Below are 16,845 nucleotides of genomic sequence, written 5' to 3'. Positions count from 1 at the left end.
CCATTTTTCGATGACCGTCTTTTTTGACGGGGTCGAACTATTGCCTGCAATTAAAGATTAGAGCCGAACAACTATGCCTTTTACACTTGGTCAACGCTGGATCAGCGATACAGAAAGCGAACTTGGATTAGGAACCGTCGTTGCCGTCGATGCGCGCATGGTTACCCTCCTTTTCCCTGCTACCGGTGAAAACCGCCTGTACGCTCGCAATGACTCCCCTGTTACCCGCGTAATGTTCAATCCGGGCGACACCGTGACCAGCCACGAAGGCTGGCAGCTGAAGGTTGAAGACGTAAAAGAAGAGAATGGACTGCTCGCCTACATCGGTACGCGTCTTGATACCGACGAGACGAATGTTATCCTGCGTGAAGTGCTGCTCGACAGCAAACTGGTTTTCAGCAAGCCGCAGGACCGTCTGTTTGCCGGGCAAATCGACCGAATGGATCGCTTCTCCCTGCGCTACCGCGCGCGTAAGTTCCAGAGTGAACAGTACCGCATGCCGTGGAGCGGCCTGCGCGGTCAGCGTACCAGCCTTATTCCCCATCAGCTGAATATCGCCCATGACGTGGGCCGTCGCCATGCGCCTCGCGTGCTGCTGGCTGACGAAGTGGGCCTGGGTAAAACCATCGAAGCAGGCATGATCCTGCACCAGCAGCTGCTCTCTGGCGCTGCCGAGCGCGTGCTGATTGTGGTGCCGGAAACGCTGCAACACCAGTGGCTGGTCGAGATGCTGCGCCGCTTTAACCTGCGCTTCTCCCTGTTCGACGACGAGCGCTATGCCGAAGCCCAGCACGACGCGGACAACCCGTTTGAAACCGAACAGTTGGTCATTTGTTCCCTGGACTTCGTGCGCCGCAGCAAGCAACGCCTGGAGCATCTGTGCGACGCTGAATGGGATCTGATGGTCGTCGACGAAGCACACCACCTCGTCTGGAGCGAGGACGCGCCAAGCCGCGAATACATGGCGATTGAGCAGCTTGCCGAGCGCGTACCGGGTGTTCTGCTTCTGACCGCCACCCCGGAGCAGCTGGGTCTTGAGAGCCACTTCGCCCGTCTGCGCCTGCTCGATCCGAACCGTTTCCACGATTTTGAGCAGTTTGTGGAAGAGCAGAAAAACTATCGTCCGGTGGCGGACGCCGTCGCGCTGCTGCTGGCCGGTAATCGTCTCTCTAATGATGAACTTAACACCCTCAGCGATCTTATCGGCGAGCAGGATATTGAGCCGCTGCTTCAGGCCGCGAACAGCGACAGCGATAATGCGGGATCTGCGCGTAAAGAGCTGATCGACATGCTGATGGACCGCCACGGCACCAGCCGCGTGCTGTTCCGTAACACCCGTAACGGTGTAAAAGGCTTCCCGAAACGCGAACTGCACACCATCAAATTGCCGCTGCCGACCCAGTACCAGACGGCGATCAAAGTCTCCGGCATTATGGGCACCCGTAAATCTGCGGAAGATCGCGCGCGCGACATGCTCTATCCGGAGCAGATTTATCAGGAATTTGAAGGCGACACTGGCACCTGGTGGAACTTCGATCCGCGCGTGGAGTGGTTGATGGGTTATCTGACCGCGCACCGTTCCCGGAAGGTGCTGGTGATCTGCGCCAAGGCAGCCACCGCCCTGCAACTTGAACAAGTGCTGCGCGAGCGCGAAGGTATTCGCGCCGCCGTGTTCCATGAAGGCATGTCTATTATCGAGCGCGACCGCGCTGCGGCGTGGTTTAGTGAAGAGGACAGCGGCGCGCAGGTTCTGCTGTGCTCCGAAATCGGTTCTGAAGGCCGTAACTTCCAGTTCGCCAGCAATCTGGTGATGTTCGATCTGCCGTTTAATCCGGATCTGCTTGAGCAGCGTATCGGCCGTCTGGATCGTATCGGTCAGGCGCACGATATTCAGATCCACGTTCCGTATCTGGAGAAAACCGCCCAGTCTGTTCTGGTTCGCTGGTACCACGAAGGCCTGGATGCGTTTGAACATACCTGCCCGACCGGCCGCACCATTTACGATCAGGTGCATGCAGACCTGATCGGTTACCTTGCGGCGCCGGAAAACACCGAGGGCTTTGATGAGCTGATCAAATCCTGTCGAGAGAAGCACGACGCGCTGAAAGCCCAGCTGGAGCAGGGGCGCGATCGCCTGCTGGAGATCCACTCCAACGGCGGTGAAAAAGCGCAGCAGCTGGCCGAAAGTATTGAAGAACAGGACGATGACACCAGCCTGATTAGCTTCTCCATGAACCTGTTCGACATCGTCGGCATTAACCAGGACGATCGCGGCGAGAACATGATCGTGCTGACCCCGTCCGATCATATGCTGGTGCCGGATTTCCCGGGCCTGCCGGAAGACGGCTGCACCATCACCTTTGAGCGTGATGTGGCACTGTCCCGCGAAGACGCACAGTTCATCACCTGGGAGCACCCGCTCATCCGTAATGGCCTGGATCTGATCCTCTCAGGCGATACCGGCAGCAGCACCATCTCCCTGTTGAAAAACAAAGCCTTACCTGTGGGCACGCTGCTGGTGGAGCTGATCTACGTTGTGGAAGCGCAGGCGCCGAAACAGCTTCAGCTTAACCGCTTCCTGCCGCCAACCCCGGTGCGTCTGCTGCTGGATAAAAACGGTACGAATCTGGCCGGTCAGGTGGAGTTTGAAAGCTTCAACCGTCAGCTGAGCGCGGTGAACCGCCATACCGGCAGCAAGCTGGTGAATGCGGTGCAGCAGGACGTGCATGCCATTCTGCAACTGGGTGAAGCCCAGGCCGAAAAAGCGGCCAGAGAACTGATCGATGCGGCGCGTAGCGAAGCCGATGAGAAGCTTTCTGCCGAGCTGTCGCGTCTGGAAGCGTTGAAAGCGGTGAACCCGAACATTCGTGACGATGAGCTGGCCGCCATTGAGAGCAACCGCCAGCAGGTGCTGGAAAGCCTGAATCAGGCGGGGTGGCGTCTCGACGCCCTGCGTCTTATCGTTGTGACGCATCAGTAAGCGGAGCGCAAGACGGTAATGGAGCCCTACAATCCCCCGATGGATCCGTGGCTGGTCATTCTGTATCAGGATGAGCACATTATGGTGGTTAACAAGCCGAGCGGCTTGTTATCCGTGCCGGGACGTCTGGAAGAGCATAAAGACAGCGTGATGACGCGTATCCAGCGTGATTATCCTCAGGCCGAGTCTGTCCATCGTCTGGATATGGCGACCAGCGGCGTGATTGTGGTGGCTCTGAATAAAGCGGCAGAACGCGAGCTGAAGCGTCAGTTCCGCGAGCGCGAGCCGAAGAAGCAGTATGTCGCGCGCGTCTGGGGTCATCCGGCGCAGGCGGAAGGGCTGGTGGATTTACCGCTGATTTGCGACTGGCCGAACCGGCCAAAGCAGAAGGTGTGTTATGAAACCGGCAAGGCCGCGCAAACCGAGTATGAAGTGCTGGAGTACGCGCCGGATAACACCGCGCGCGTCCTGCTAAAGCCGATTACCGGGCGCTCCCATCAGCTGCGTGTGCATATGCTTGCGATGGGTCACCCGATTCTGGGGGACAGATTCTATGCGCCGCCAGAAGCGCTGGCCTTAGCGCCGCGCCTGCAACTGCATGCGCAGACGCTCACCATTACCCACCCTGCTTTCGGCAACGCCATGACGTTCAAAGCCCCGGTGGACTTCTGAAAAAATGGCCCGACACTGTCGGGCCATTTTTTATTTAAAACCTTTCTGCTCTTTAATCAGCTCGTAGGCTTTCTGAATTTCCTGCGCTTTTTGCTTCGCCATCTCCATCATCTCTGGCGGCAGGCCTTTCGCCACCAGCTTATCCGGATGATGCTCGCTCATCAGCTTACGATAGGCGCGTTTGATGGTCGTCACATCGTCAGACGGCTTCACGCCGAGGACGTTGCAGGCATCTTCAAGCGTAGGGCCACGCTGCGCCTGCTGCCAGCCGCCGGAGGAGTGCTGTTGCTGATAACCACCGCCAAACTGCGCGCCGCCCTGCATCATACGCAGGAACTGGTCGAACTGCATGCGGGAAATGCCCAGCTCTTCGGCAATCACATATAAAACGTCCCGTTCATTCGGATGCAGAGAACCATCCGCGAAGGCGGCCTGGATTTGAATTTCCAGAAACATCCGAATTAAATCAAAACGCCCGAAACAGATGCTACGGAACTGCCGCATTTTTTCACGCAGCGGGTAGTTATCTGATTTACCAATCCGGAACGCATTCTGCGCCGCGATGCGGGATTCGCCGTGCAGATTCATGCGATCCATAAAGACGCTGGCCACCTGAATATCGGCCTCCGTTACGCGCCCTTTTGATTTGGTTAAGTGCCCCATCACCTCGAAGGTGGTGGAGAAAAAGAGTGACTGGCGCTCGCGCTGGTTGGCAAACCAGGCCATTTTGCGGCTGCGTGCTTTATCAAACATATGGCCGATAATGAGGCCAAGAACGACACCCCAGAATCCGGCACCCATAATAATTGCGAACGCAACGCCGATTATTTTACCCCAATACTGCATATACTCCCCGAATGGTCATGTTCCTGGCCGACGCAACGCCATCATTACAGTGGTCGCGCCACGGTCAATTGAGGGACATCGCCTATAATTTGCATTATCATACTCGTCATTCGATAGCGAGCCTAACACTCTGGCGCGCAAACGGGCAGGATTAACGCTGGTACTGCGCTGATGAGTAAGATAGTCTCTGAGCGTTTGTAAGCCGTAGCCACTGATGACGGAACAATAAAATACAACGTATGAAAAAACGTATCCCCACCCTTCTGGCCACAATGATTGGCACCGCCCTGTATAGCCAACAGGGGCTCGCAGCCGATCTCGCCTCGCAGTGTATGCTTGGCGTCCCAAGTTACAATCGCCCACTGGTGAAAGGCGATACGAATGACTTACCCGTCACCATTAATGCCGACAGCGCAAAAGGTAATTATCCTGACAATGCAACCTTTACGGGCAATGTCGATATTAACCAGGGCAACAGTCGCCTGCTTGCTGACGAAGTGCAATTGCACCAGAAGCAACCGGAAGGTGCTCAGGCGCCTGTCCGTACGGTGGATGCGCTGGGTAATGTGCACTATGACGACAATCAGGTCATCCTGAAAGGTCCGAAAGCCTGGTCGAATCTGAATACCAAAGACACCAACGTCTGGGAAGGTGATTACCAGATGGTCGGTCGTCAGGGGCGCGGTACCGCGGACCTGATGAAGCAGCGCGGCGAAAACCGCTACACCATTCTCGAAAACGGCACGTTTACCTCCTGTTTGCCAGGGTCAAATACCTGGAGCGTTGTGGGCAGTGAAGTGATCCACGACCGTGAAGAACAGGTTGCAGAGATCTGGAACGCTCGTTTTAAACTCGGCCCGGTGCCCATTTTCTATAGTCCTTACCTGCAACTGCCCGTGGGTGACAAACGTCGTTCAGGTTTCCTGATCCCGAACGCCAAGTACAGCACATCGAACTACTTTGAGTTCTACCTGCCGTACTACTGGAACATTGCGCCTAACATGGACGCCACGATCACGCCGCACTATATCCATAAGCGCGGCAACATCATGTGGGAGAACGAATTCCGCTATCTGACCAAGGCGGGCGCGGGTCTGATGGAATTTGATTATCTGCCATCAGATAAGGTCTTCCAGGACGAGCATCCGAGCGAAGGTGATAAGCACCGCTGGATGTACTACTGGAAGCACGCCGGGGTATTGGATCAGGTGTGGCGCTTCAACATCGACTACACCAAAGTCAGCGATCCGTATTACTTCAACGACTTTGATTCTAAATACGGCTCCAGTACCGACGGTTACGCCACGCAGAAATTCAGCGTGGGCTACGCCATTGAGAACTTTGACGCGACGGTGTCGACCAAACAGTTCCAGGTGTTTGATACGCAATCGCGTAGTACCTATGGTGCCGAGCCGCAGCTGGACGTGAACTGGTATCAGAACGATGTGGGTCCTTTCGACACGCGCGTTTACGCTCAGGCGGTCCATTTCGTCAACACCAACTCGGATATGCCGGAATCAACGCGTCTGCATATCGAGCCGACGATCAACCTGCCGTGGTCAAACGACTGGGCGAGTCTGAATACCGAAGCCAAAGTGATGGCCACCCACTACCAACAGAAGAATCTGGACTGGTATAACAAACGTTATGGCACCGATCTTGAAGAATCGGTAAACCGTACGCTTCCGCAATTCAAAATGGACGGGAAGCTGATTTTCGAACGTGATATGGCTCTTCTCGCGGATGGATACACCCAGACGCTTGAGCCACGTATGCAGTATCTTTATGTGCCTTATCGCGATCAGAGCAAAATTCAAAACTATGACTCGTCCTTCCTGCAATCAGACTACAGCGGCCTGTTCCGTGACCGTACCTACGGCGGCCTTGACCGTATTGCGTCTGCTAACCAGTTAACGACCGGCGTCACAACGCGCGTATATGATGATGCTGCCGTTGAACGTTTTAACGTTTCTGTTGGTCAAATCTACTATTTCACCGAGTCTCGCACCGGTGATGACGACATTAACTGGGAGAAAGACAACAAAACGGGCTCACTGGTATGGGCAGGCGACACCTACTGGCGCATGACGGATCGTTGGGGTCTGCGCGGTGGTGTTCAATACGATACACGACTGGACAATATCGCGACGGGCAGCGCTGCCATCGAATATCGTCGTGATGAAGACCGCATGTTGCAGTTAACGTACCGTTACGCCAGCCCGGAGTATATCCAGGCGACACTGCCAAACTATGCGAATACAGACCAATACAAAGACGGTATTTCACAGGTGGGTACCGCCGCGAGCTGGCCGATTGCCGATCGTTGGTCAGTCGTCGGGGCCTACTACTATGACACGAATGCCCAAAAACCTGCTGACCAGATGCTGGGTCTGCAATATAACTCCTGCTGTTACGCAATACGTGTCGGTTACGAACGCAAACTTAACGGTTGGGATACGCAAAACAGTCAGGGCAAATACGATAACGTGATTGGCTTTAATATCGAGTTGCGCGGCCTGAGTTCTAACTACGGTCTGGGCACGCAGCAGATGCTGCGCTCGAACATTCTGCCGTATCGTAGTTCATTGTAATATGCTTGATTTACAACGTAATCCGCTTTGCGGTTAATTGAAATGGAAAAAGTATGAAGAACTGGAAAACGCTGCTACTCGGTGTCGCTATGGTTGCGAATACCAGCTTCGCGGCCCCACAGGTTGTCGATAAAGTCGCGGCTGTGGTTAACAACGGCGTCGTGCTTGAAAGTGACGTTGACGGTTTGATGAAATCTGTAAAGCTCAACTCGGGCCAGGCAGGTCAACAACTTCCGGATGACGCTACGCTGCGCCACCAGATCCTGGAACGTCTGATCATGGATCAGATTATCCTGCAAATGGGCCAGAAAATGGGTGTGAAGATCTCTGACGAGCAGCTCGATCAGGCGATCGCCAACATTGCAAAGCAGAACAACATTACCCCGGACCAGATGCGTAGCCGCCTCGCCTATGACGGCATCAGCTACGCCACCTACCGCAATCAGATCCGTAAAGAGATGCTGATTTCAGAAGTGCGTAATAATGAAGTCCGTCGCCGCGTCACCATCCTGCCGCAGGAAGTGGATGCCCTGGCAAAACAGGTGGGGAATCAGAATGATGCCAGCACAGAGCTTAACCTGAGCCACATCCTGATCCCACTGCCGGAAAACCCAACCTCCGATCAGGCGGCAGAGGCGGAAAGCCAGGCGCGCGCTATCGTTGAGCAGGCGCGTAATGGCGATGACTTCGGCAAGCTGGCGATCACCTATTCCGCTGACCAGCAGGCGCTGAAAGGCGGCCAGATGGGCTGGGGGCGTATTCAGGAGCTGCCATCCCTGTTTGCCCAGGCGCTGAGCACCGCGAAGAAAGGCGATATCGTCGGTCCAATCCGTTCCGGTGTGGGCTTCCACATTCTGAAAGTGAACGACCTGCGCGGCCAGAGCCAGAACATTTCGGTTACTGAAGTGCATGCGCGTCATATCCTGCTTAAGCCGTCTCCGATCATGACTGACGATCAGGCCCGTGCGAAGCTGGAACAGATCGCCGCAGACATCAAGAGCGGTAAAACCACCTTCGATAAAGCAGCAAAAGAGTTCTCTCAGGATCCTGGCTCTGCAAACCAGGGCGGTGACCTGGGTTGGGCGGCCGCTGATATTTACGATCCGGCTTTCCGCGATGCGTTAATGAAGCTGAATAAAGGCCAGATGAGCGCGCCGGTACACTCTTCCTTCGGCTGGCATCTGATCCAGCTGATGGACACGCGCAACGTGGATAAAACCGACGCGGCGCAGAAAGACCGCGCGTATCGCATGCTGTTTAACCGTAAGTTCTCTGAAGAAGCCGCAACCTGGATGCAGGAACAACGCGCCAGCGCTTACGTGAAAGTGTTGAGCAACTGATGAAACCGCATCGTGTTGTGATCACCCCCGGCGAACCCGCCGGGATTGGGCCTGACCTGGTGGTTCAGCTCGCCCAGTGCAGCTGGCCGGTAGAGTTGGTTGTCTGTGCAGATGCAACACTGTTACAAGACCGGGCAGCTTTGCTCGGTCTGCCTTTAACGCTCCTCCCTTACGTTGAAGGCCAACAGCCCGCACCGCAGCAGTCTGGTACTCTCACCCTGCTTTCTGTTCCGCTTCGTGCGCCTGTTGTCCCCGGCGAGTTACACACCGAAAACGGCCACTACGTTGTCGAGACGCTGGCGCGCGCCTGTGACGGTTGCCTTCAGGGCGAATTTGCCGCCCTGATCACCGGTCCGGTGCATAAAGGCGTGATCAATGACGCGGGCATTCCGTTTACCGGGCATACCGAATTTTTCGAAGAGCGTTCGCACAGCCCGAAAGTGGTGATGATGCTGGCAACCGAAGCAATGCGCGTTGCGCTGGTGACAACGCACCTGCCGATCAAAGCCATTCCGGATGCCATTACGCCTGAACTCCTGCGTGAGATCATTGGCATTTTGCATCACGATCTGCAAACCAAATTCGGCATTCCGCAGCCGCATGTGCTGGTTTGCGGCCTGAATCCGCACGCGGGTGAGGGCGGACATATGGGCACCGAAGAGATCGACACCATCATTCCGGTGCTTGAGGAGATGCGGGCGAAGGGGATGAACCTCAGCGGGCCTCTGCCTGCCGACACCCTTTTCCAGCCCAAATACCTGGATAATGCCGACGCCGTACTCGCGATGTACCACGATCAGGGTCTGCCCGTGCTAAAATACCAGGGCTTTGGCCGCGGGGTGAATATCACCCTCGGTTTACCCTTTATTCGAACGTCCGTTGACCACGGTACTGCGCTGGATCTGGCAGGCCAGGGAAAAGCGGATGTCGGCAGTTTTATTACGGCGCTTAATCTCGCCATCAAAATGATTGTTAATACTCAATGACTAATCGAGTCCATCAGGGCCACTTAGCCCGTAAACGCTTCGGGCAAAACTTCCTCAACGATCAGTTTGTGATCGACAGTATCGTTTCTGCCATTAATCCGCAGAAAGGTCAGGCCATGGTCGAAATCGGCCCGGGACTTGCCGCGCTGACCGAGCCGGTAGGCGAACGCCTCGACGAACTGACCGTTATCGAACTCGACCGCGATCTGGCCGCGCGTCTGCAAACGCACCCGTTCCTCGGGCCGAAGCTGACGATTTATCAGCAGGATGCGATGACCATGAACTTTGGCGAACTGTCAGAAAAAATGGGACAGCCGCTGCGCGTGTTCGGTAACCTGCCGTACAACATCTCCACCCCGCTGATGTTCCATCTGTTTAGCTATACTGATGCCATTGCCGACATGCACTTCATGTTGCAAAAAGAGGTCGTTAACCGTCTGGTTGCAGGGCCGAACAGTAAAGCGTATGGTCGTTTAAGCGTGATGGCGCAATATTACTGCAACGTGATCCCGGTATTAGAAGTACCGCCTTCCGCATTCACGCCACCGCCAAAGGTAGATTCTGCGGTTGTGCGCCTGGTGCCACATAAAACGATGCCGTACCCGGTCAAAGACCTGCGCGTGCTGAGCCGTATCACGACAGAAGCCTTTAACCAGCGCCGTAAAACGATTCGTAACAGCCTTGGCAATCTGTTTACCGTTGACGTATTAGCTGAGTTGGGCATCGACCCGGCAATGCGTGCGGAAAATATTTCCGTAGAGCAGTACTGCAAGCTGGCTAATTACATCAGCGACAATGCGCCGCCGAAGGAGAGCTAAGCCATGATTGATTCGCCCCGCGTCTGTGTTCAGGTTCAAAGCGTCTACATTGAGTCCCAATCCACACCGGATGAAGAACGTTTTGTCTTTGCTTATACCGTAACCATTCGCAATCTGGGGCGGATGCCTGTGCAACTGCTCGGGCGCTACTGGCTTATCACCAACGGCAATGGCCGTGAAATTGAAGTCCAGGGCGAAGGTGTGGTCGGTGAACAACCCCATATCGCCCCTGGCGAAGAGTATCAGTACACCAGCGGCGCGGTAATTGAAACGCCGCTGGGTACCATGCAGGGCCATTACGAAATGGTCGATGCCGACGGTAATGCTTTCCGCATTGCTATTCCCGTATTCCGTCTCGCCGTACCTACACTTATTCATTAATCTAATGTCTACATATCTGATTGGCGACGTTCACGGTTGCTACGATGAACTGATCGCATTATTAAAACAGGTCGACTTCACCCCCGGGCAGGATACGCTCTGGCTGACGGGCGACTTAGTGGCGCGCGGTCCCGGTTCCCTGGACGTCCTCCGCTATGTCAAATCGCTGGGCGACAGCGTGCGCATGGTGCTGGGCAACCACGATCTGCATCTGCTGGCCGTATACGCCGGGATCAGCCGTAATAAGCCGAAAGATCGCATTACCCCCCTGCTGGAAGCGCCGGATGCCGATGAGTTGCTCAACTGGCTGCGTCGCCAGCCACTGCTACAGATTGACGAAGAGAAAAAACTGGTGATGGCGCATGCCGGCATCACGCCTCAGTGGGATCTTGAGACGGCAAAAACCTGCGCGCGCGACACCGAAGCGGTGCTGGCGAGCGACTCCTACCCGTTCTTCCTCGATGCGATGTACGGCGACATGCCAAATAACTGGAGTGATGATCTCAGCGGCCTGGCGCGACTGCGTTTTATCACCAATGCCTTTACGCGCATGCGCTACTGCTTCCCGAACGGACAGCTGGATATGTATTGCAAAGATACGCCGGAAAATGCGCCTGCGCCGCTTAAGCCGTGGTTTGCCATTCCGGGCCCCGTGACAAACGAATATAGCGTGGTATTTGGGCACTGGGCATCGCTGGAAGGAAAAGGCACCCCGGAAAATATCTACGCGCTGGATACCGGATGCTGCTGGGGCGGGGATTTAACCTGCTTACGCTGGGAAGATAAGACCTACTTTGTGCAGCCATCCAACCGACAGCTGGACTTAGGCGAAGGTGAGGCGGTCGCCTCCTGAAGATGTTTATCCTCTCCCTTCGAGGAGAGGATAAAACCGTTAACGACGTTCCAGAATTTCGAAGCAGTAGCTGTGCGAGTTTTGCGCATCCGCATCGTGAAACTCACTGAATACAGACTCCCACTCGTCCGGATCGTAATCCGGGAAATGGGTATCCCCTTCCACTTCCGCATCAATGTGCGTCAGATACAGTTTCTGCGCTTTTGGCAGGAACTGCTCATACACACGCCCGCCGCCGATCACCATGATCTCTTCGGCATCGCCGCAGGCGGCAATGGCTTCATCAACGGACTTAACCCACTGCACGCGATCGTCAGTGCCCGGCTGGCTACTGATCACAATATTCTTACGACCCGGCAATGGACGACCAATCGACTCCCAGGTCAGGCGGCCCATCACTACCGGCTTGTTTAACGTAGTACGTTTAAACCATGCGAGATCGGCAGGCAGGTTCCACGGCATGGCGTTTTCCATGCCGATAACGCGGTCTACCGCCAGCGCTGCAATCAGACTGATCATTGAAAATTTCCCGGATGCAAAAAATTGCCGCCACTATACGGAAAGCTTAATCTTTCGTCGACTGGCGGCAGGGTAAAGAATTAGAAATTTTTTAATATTGCTGGCAACTCCACTTCACGCAGAGGGTTTACTCTCCGGTTCATCCTCAGGATCACCGGTATGCTTGCCCTCTTCCGTTCCTTGCCATCCGTGGCGCTGAACCAGCGACAGGTGATTACGATCCTCGTTGATGATCTCCGTCAGCATGGTGCTGGTGCGTTTAAACACCGCAGCGCGTTCGGTTGCCGTACTGCTCGCCATCGCCACCATCTCTTCCACCATCTCATGGTTAAAACGGCGGAATAAATCGGCACGCTCACGCGCTTCATACGCGCCAAGTCCCAGGCTTTCAAGCGCCATGCGGCCAGATTTGAGCGCCCCTTCGAAGGTTTCACGTTCAGGGGCTGCCACACCCGCCTGACGGAGCTGGATGTAATGATCCACATCGCGCGCACGAGAGATAATGGTCAGATGCGGAAAATGCTCTTTGACCAGCTCAACCATCTGCATACTGGTCTCTGGATCGTCGATGGCGTTAATCAGCACCTCGGCCTTCGCCGCGCCGGCGGATTCCAGCAGATCAACCCGGGTCGCATCACCGTAAAATACTTTCATATCGAATTTACGCAGCGTATCCACATGGTCAGGATCGTGATCGAGGATAACCATTTTGACTCCGCTGGAGAGCAGTAAACGGCCGGTAATCTGCCCGAAGCGGCCAAATCCGGCGATGATCACCCGCGGCTGCTCCTCGTCGATCTCATCGGCTTCTCGTTCCTGTTCGCTTCCCGTTTTTTCCAGACGCGTCAGCAACACCAGCAGGATCGGCGTTGCGGCCATCGACAGCGCAACCGCCAGCGTCAGCGCTTTTGCCCATTCCGGATCGAGTACATTTGCCATCTGCGCTGCGCCAAAGACCACGAAAGCAAACTCACTCCCCTGCCCCAGCAGCACGGCAAACCAGCGGCGCTGCGGTTTTGGCACGTTTAACGGGCGGGCGATCAGCCACAGCATCGCCATTTTAATGACCAGGAAACCTACCAGCAGAATGATGATGCGCAGCGGATGGGTCACCAGCGTCCCGAAGTCGATAGACATCCCGACGCCGATGAAAAACAGCCCCAGCAGCAATCCTTTAAACGGCTCGATATCGCTTTCCAGCGCGTGACGGTATTCGGAGCTAGCCAGTAAGACCCCCGCGAGGAAGGCGCCCATTGCCATCGACAGCCCGGCCTCTTCAAGCAGCAATCCAAAACCAAACACCAGGAATAACGCAACGGCGCTGAATACTTCGCGCAGGCCAGAGCGAGCAACAAAGCGCAGCAGCGGACGCGTTACGTAGCGACCAAGCAGAACAACCAGCGCCAGCGCACCAACAACCTTCAGCGCTGATAAGGCAAATGCCCCCAGCGTCGTTGATGCGCCGCTGGTTGCCAGCAGCGGGATCATCGCCACCAGCGGGATGGCAGCAATATCCTGGAACAACAGTACGGAGAAGGTGCTGCGCCCCATTTGCGACACCGTCAGGTTACGCTCGTTCATAGCCTGCATGGCAATAGCCGTCGAGGAGAGCGCCAGCGTCATGCCGATCAACTCCGCGACTTTCCACTCCATCCCGAGCAGAATGCAGAACCCGCCCAACAGCAGACCGCAGGCCAGCATTTGCAGAGCACCTCCGCCAAACACCGAGGCGCGCAGTTTCCACAGCCGCTGCGGATCCAACTCCAGGCCAATCACGAACAGCATAAGCACCACGCCGATCTCCGCAAAATGCAGGATCGACTCGGCATCCGTCACCAGCCGAAAACCCCAGGGGCCAATTACACACCCGGCAATCAGATAGCCGAGCACCGAGCCCAGCCCCAGACGAACCGCCACGGGCACAATTAATGCCGCCGCGCCGAGGTAAATCAGCGCCTGTATCAGCGTATGGCTATCCATTGTGCGTCTCCTGCCACTCAAGTAAGCGTTGTTTGTAGTGACGAGCCTGCGCCTGCAAGGTTTCATCGTCGCAGACAAAGGTACAGTGCATCGCAAAAGGCGGAAGCCAGTTCAGACCGCAGTAAAGGGCAGTAGCCTGGAGCGGCTGCGCCAGCACGTCAAATCCGGGGAAGGCGCCAATCTCAAAATGGCTTTCCCCCCCGCCGGTGGTAACAGCCCACATCAGGCTTTTGCCATGAAGCGCGTTGCCGTTGTGTCCGTATGCCCAACCGTGGGAGAAAACTTTGTCGATCCACAATTTCAGCAGCGGAGGGGTGCTGTACCACTGCATCGGATGCTGCCAGACGATCAGATCGGCACGAGAGAGCGCCTCCTGTTCGGCGGCGACATCGATATTAAAATCAGGATAGAGTTGATAGAGGGAACGTATCTCTACGTTTTCGAGCGTCCTTGCCTGCTCAAGCATCCGCTTATTCGCATGCGAATGCTGCGGATAGGGGTGCGCATAAATTATCAGAACCATGAATATGCCTGTCTTCTGCTTTTCTTGTAGCAATGAGTGTAGACAGTTCCCCCCCCAACTGAAAGAGGCTAACGACCGCTTCAAAGCAAATCGCAAGGATTGGCAACCTTTGTCGCCATACAAACGCGACTGACGCGAAAGAAGGAGCACCACGCTAGCGACGAATTAACCCTGCAAAATGATTATGCAGACTCATATTTTTAACGAATATTTTTAGATTATCTTAAGTCATATTTTAATAAATCAACCTGTACATAACTCATTGAAAAAATAATAATTTTATGCTTTTTTGTTTTGAGCTCAACCTTAAAGATAGTCAATATACGTTTTACACACGTTATCTGATGTTCCTTCTCACTCAAATGGATGTGTACATGAGCAAAAAATTCTTCAAATTAAATAATACAACCAAAACTCTAGGGAAGATATTTCCTGCTTTGTTGATATGCACCCCCGCGGTTGCATTTTCTGCAATCATTGATCAATCAACCTCAGTCCCTCAAGATTTTTCAGCCGATGCTGAATATGTTATTAATAAAGACGTGACGATATCCTCCGCGGGTAGTGAAGCGGCGGTGTCTGTCACTGGGTTTACTACCACTACTACCACTAATTATGGCAATATTTCTGGCACGGGAAATGGCCTGGATATTAATACTGGTGAACAGCGCATTTTAATTAATAACGACATCGGTGCAACCATTTCCTCCACCACCGCGAATGCTGTTAATATTCAGTCAATGCTCGGTGATTTTAATAACAGTGGAAATATTATCGGTGCGGAAAATGGCATGTTTGTCGGCGAAAACTCTTCCGCAGTAAACATTATCAATACCAGCACCGGAATGATAAAAGGAAAAACGGGTCTAAGTACTCGGTATGGTATTGGCATTAATAACAGTGGCGCAATTATCGGTACAAATGGTGATGCTATTACGGCAACTAATGGCAACACCAAGCTTACTAACAGTGCCCTTGTGCAGGGAACCGAGAACGGTATCAATGTAAAAGATACTGCAAAATTGGATATCAAGAATAGCGGAACGATTAGTGGTAATACAGCCGCTATAATGTTTGCCAGCAATAAAAATAACACGCTGGTGCTTGATACGGGTTCCGTCCTTGTTGGTGACGTTATTTCCACCAATTCCACGGGAAACACCCTCACTCTGATCGGCACCGGTACAGAAGACAGCAATTTTGTGGGTCTGAATGAAGGGGACGGTTTTGCCAGCGTCACAATGAACGGCGAAAACTGGGCGCTGTCGGGCGATATTGACATTATTGGCTCTGGCGACTCCTTGATGATAGACAAGGGCGCGTTAACCCTGGCGGGCGAAGTATCCAACACCGGTAATACGCGGGTGGCCAAACACGCCTCGCTGCAACTGGGCGATGGCGAAAAAACTGCGATGCTCAGCGGTGGGATCACCAACAACGGTACCGTCATTTTCAATCAGGGTAGCGATTTCACTTTCGCCACCGACATGACCGGTAGCGGTAACGTCGAAAAAGTAGACTCCAACACCCTGACCCTGACGGGCAAAAATAGCTACACAGGGGATACGGTTCTGCACGGCGGCACCACGCTGGTCTCCACCGGCGCAACGCTCGGCGTCAAGGGCAGTAACGCCACTGTTACCGTTGAAAATGGCGCGACCTTTGCCACCGCAGGCGAAGTGAACAACAACATCGCGGTTCTTAGCGGCGGTACGCTGGCGGCATGGAATGCCGTCCAGGGTAACTCCACGCTCAGCGCTTCCGGCGTCGATACCATCAACGGCAACGTGACTAATGGTGGTACGCTGTTACTCAGTGCGGCTGATAATAGCGTTGGCAATAATTTTACGATTAATGGCGACTACACCGGCTCTGACGGTAGCCAGATTGTGATGAACAGCACCCTGGGTGAAGATAATTCACCAACTGACCACCTCACTATTACGGGCAGCAGCTTCGGTCAGTCCGGCGTCAGCATTACCAACATTGGCGGCGCAGGCGCGCAAACCATTAACGGTATGGAAATTGTCAGCATCGGCGGCAGTTCCGAAGCCCAACTGACGCTGGCAAAACCGGTCGTCGCAGGCGCCTGGGAATATAACCTCTACCAGCACAGTGACGGCAACTGGTATCTGGAATCAAAGGCGACGCCTTCTGATGATCCTTCTGACGACACCGATGACGGTGGCAATACCGATGATGGCGGCAACACCGATAACGGCGGCAACACCGATAACGGCGGCAACACCGATAACGGCGGTAACACCGATAACGGCGGTAACACCGATAACGGCGGTAACACTGACAACGGCGGCAACACCGACAACGGCGGTAACACCGACAACGGCGGTAACAC

At 54.6% G+C, this 16,845-nt stretch carries 13 protein-coding genes; 9 read left to right on the top strand and 4 right to left on the bottom strand.

What is annotated here, in order from left to right; translation table 11 throughout:
* Positions 1-73 precede the first annotated feature (73 nt).
* Together rapA and rluA are read left to right on the top strand one after the other, a co-directional pair.
* Positions 74-2,980, top strand: a complete 2,907-nt coding sequence (gene rapA / locus L384_RS11925; protein WP_003856411.1) for an RNA polymerase-associated protein RapA — start codon at positions 74-76, stop codon at positions 2,978-2,980.
* A gap of 18 nt (positions 2,981-2,998) precedes the next feature.
* On the top strand, positions 2,999-3,652 hold the full coding sequence (gene rluA, locus L384_RS11930; RefSeq protein ID WP_023324142.1) for a bifunctional tRNA pseudouridine(32) synthase/23S rRNA pseudouridine(746) synthase RluA: 654 nt from the start codon (positions 2,999-3,001) through the stop codon (positions 3,650-3,652).
* A gap of 30 nt (positions 3,653-3,682) precedes the next feature.
* Here the strand turns inward: rluA and djlA are convergent, their stop codons facing one another.
* Positions 3,683-4,498, bottom strand: a complete 816-nt coding sequence (gene djlA, locus L384_RS11935) for a co-chaperone DjlA (protein ID WP_023315375.1) — start codon at positions 4,496-4,498, stop codon at positions 3,683-3,685.
* Positions 4,499-4,737: 239 nt separating this feature from the next.
* Here djlA and lptD point away from each other — a divergent pair, with 239 nt between their 5' ends.
* From lptD to apaH, 6 genes are read left to right on the top strand one after another with little or no spacing between them, the layout of a single operon-like run.
* The gene (lptD, locus tag L384_RS11940; protein WP_006810140.1) at positions 4,738-7,089 is read left to right on the top strand and encodes an LPS assembly protein LptD; all 2,352 of its coding nucleotides are present in this window, start codon (positions 4,738-4,740) and stop codon (positions 7,087-7,089) included.
* A gap of 53 nt (positions 7,090-7,142) precedes the next feature.
* The gene (surA, locus tag L384_RS11945) at positions 7,143-8,429 is read left to right on the top strand and encodes a peptidylprolyl isomerase SurA (protein ID WP_023324141.1); all 1,287 of its coding nucleotides are present in this window, start codon (positions 7,143-7,145) and stop codon (positions 8,427-8,429) included.
* Positions 8,429-9,415, top strand: a complete 987-nt coding sequence (gene pdxA / locus L384_RS11950; RefSeq protein ID WP_023324140.1) for a 4-hydroxythreonine-4-phosphate dehydrogenase PdxA — start codon at positions 8,429-8,431, stop codon at positions 9,413-9,415. The genes surA and pdxA overlap by 1 nt, the downstream gene beginning before the upstream one ends.
* Positions 9,412-10,233, top strand: a complete 822-nt coding sequence (gene rsmA / locus L384_RS11955; RefSeq protein ID WP_003856423.1) for a 16S rRNA (adenine(1518)-N(6)/adenine(1519)-N(6))-dimethyltransferase RsmA — start codon at positions 9,412-9,414, stop codon at positions 10,231-10,233. The genes pdxA and rsmA overlap by 4 nt, the downstream gene beginning before the upstream one ends.
* Positions 10,234-10,236: 3 nt before the next feature.
* On the top strand, positions 10,237-10,614 hold the full coding sequence (gene apaG, locus L384_RS11960) for a Co2+/Mg2+ efflux protein ApaG (protein ID WP_003856425.1): 378 nt from the start codon (positions 10,237-10,239) through the stop codon (positions 10,612-10,614).
* A gap of 4 nt (positions 10,615-10,618) precedes the next feature.
* Complete coding sequence (gene apaH, locus L384_RS11965; RefSeq protein ID WP_023324139.1) at positions 10,619-11,467, top strand: bis(5'-nucleosyl)-tetraphosphatase (symmetrical) ApaH; 849 nt, start codon at positions 10,619-10,621, stop codon at positions 11,465-11,467.
* A 39-nt stretch (positions 11,468-11,506) separates the two neighbouring features.
* Here the strand turns inward: apaH and folA are convergent, their stop codons facing one another.
* From folA to kefF, 3 genes are all read right to left on the bottom strand, one after another.
* Positions 11,507-11,986, bottom strand: coding sequence for a type 3 dihydrofolate reductase (folA, locus tag L384_RS11970; RefSeq protein ID WP_003856431.1), 480 nt, complete (start codon positions 11,984-11,986; stop codon positions 11,507-11,509).
* Between the two features lie 114 nt (positions 11,987-12,100).
* Positions 12,101-13,966, bottom strand: a complete 1,866-nt coding sequence (kefC, locus tag L384_RS11975) for a glutathione-regulated potassium-efflux system protein KefC (protein ID WP_003856433.1) — start codon at positions 13,964-13,966, stop codon at positions 12,101-12,103.
* Positions 13,959-14,489, bottom strand: a complete 531-nt coding sequence (gene kefF, locus L384_RS11980; protein ID WP_003856435.1) for a glutathione-regulated potassium-efflux system oxidoreductase KefF — start codon at positions 14,487-14,489, stop codon at positions 13,959-13,961. The genes kefC and kefF overlap by 8 nt, the downstream gene beginning before the upstream one ends.
* A gap of 374 nt (positions 14,490-14,863) precedes the next feature.
* Between kefF and L384_RS22765 the strand changes: the two genes are divergently transcribed.
* Positions 14,864-16,845, top strand: a 1,982-nt coding sequence (locus L384_RS22765; RefSeq protein ID WP_255343905.1) for an autotransporter outer membrane beta-barrel domain-containing protein, incomplete at its 3' end; no start/stop codon positions are given.

Source organism: Enterobacter sp. MGH 38, assembly GCF_000492855.1.
Lineage (GTDB): Bacteria > Pseudomonadota > Gammaproteobacteria > Enterobacterales > Enterobacteriaceae > Enterobacter > Enterobacter hormaechei_C.
The sequence above is the reverse complement of the archived record's forward strand: the minus strand, read 5'-3'. Positions and strand labels throughout refer to the sequence as shown.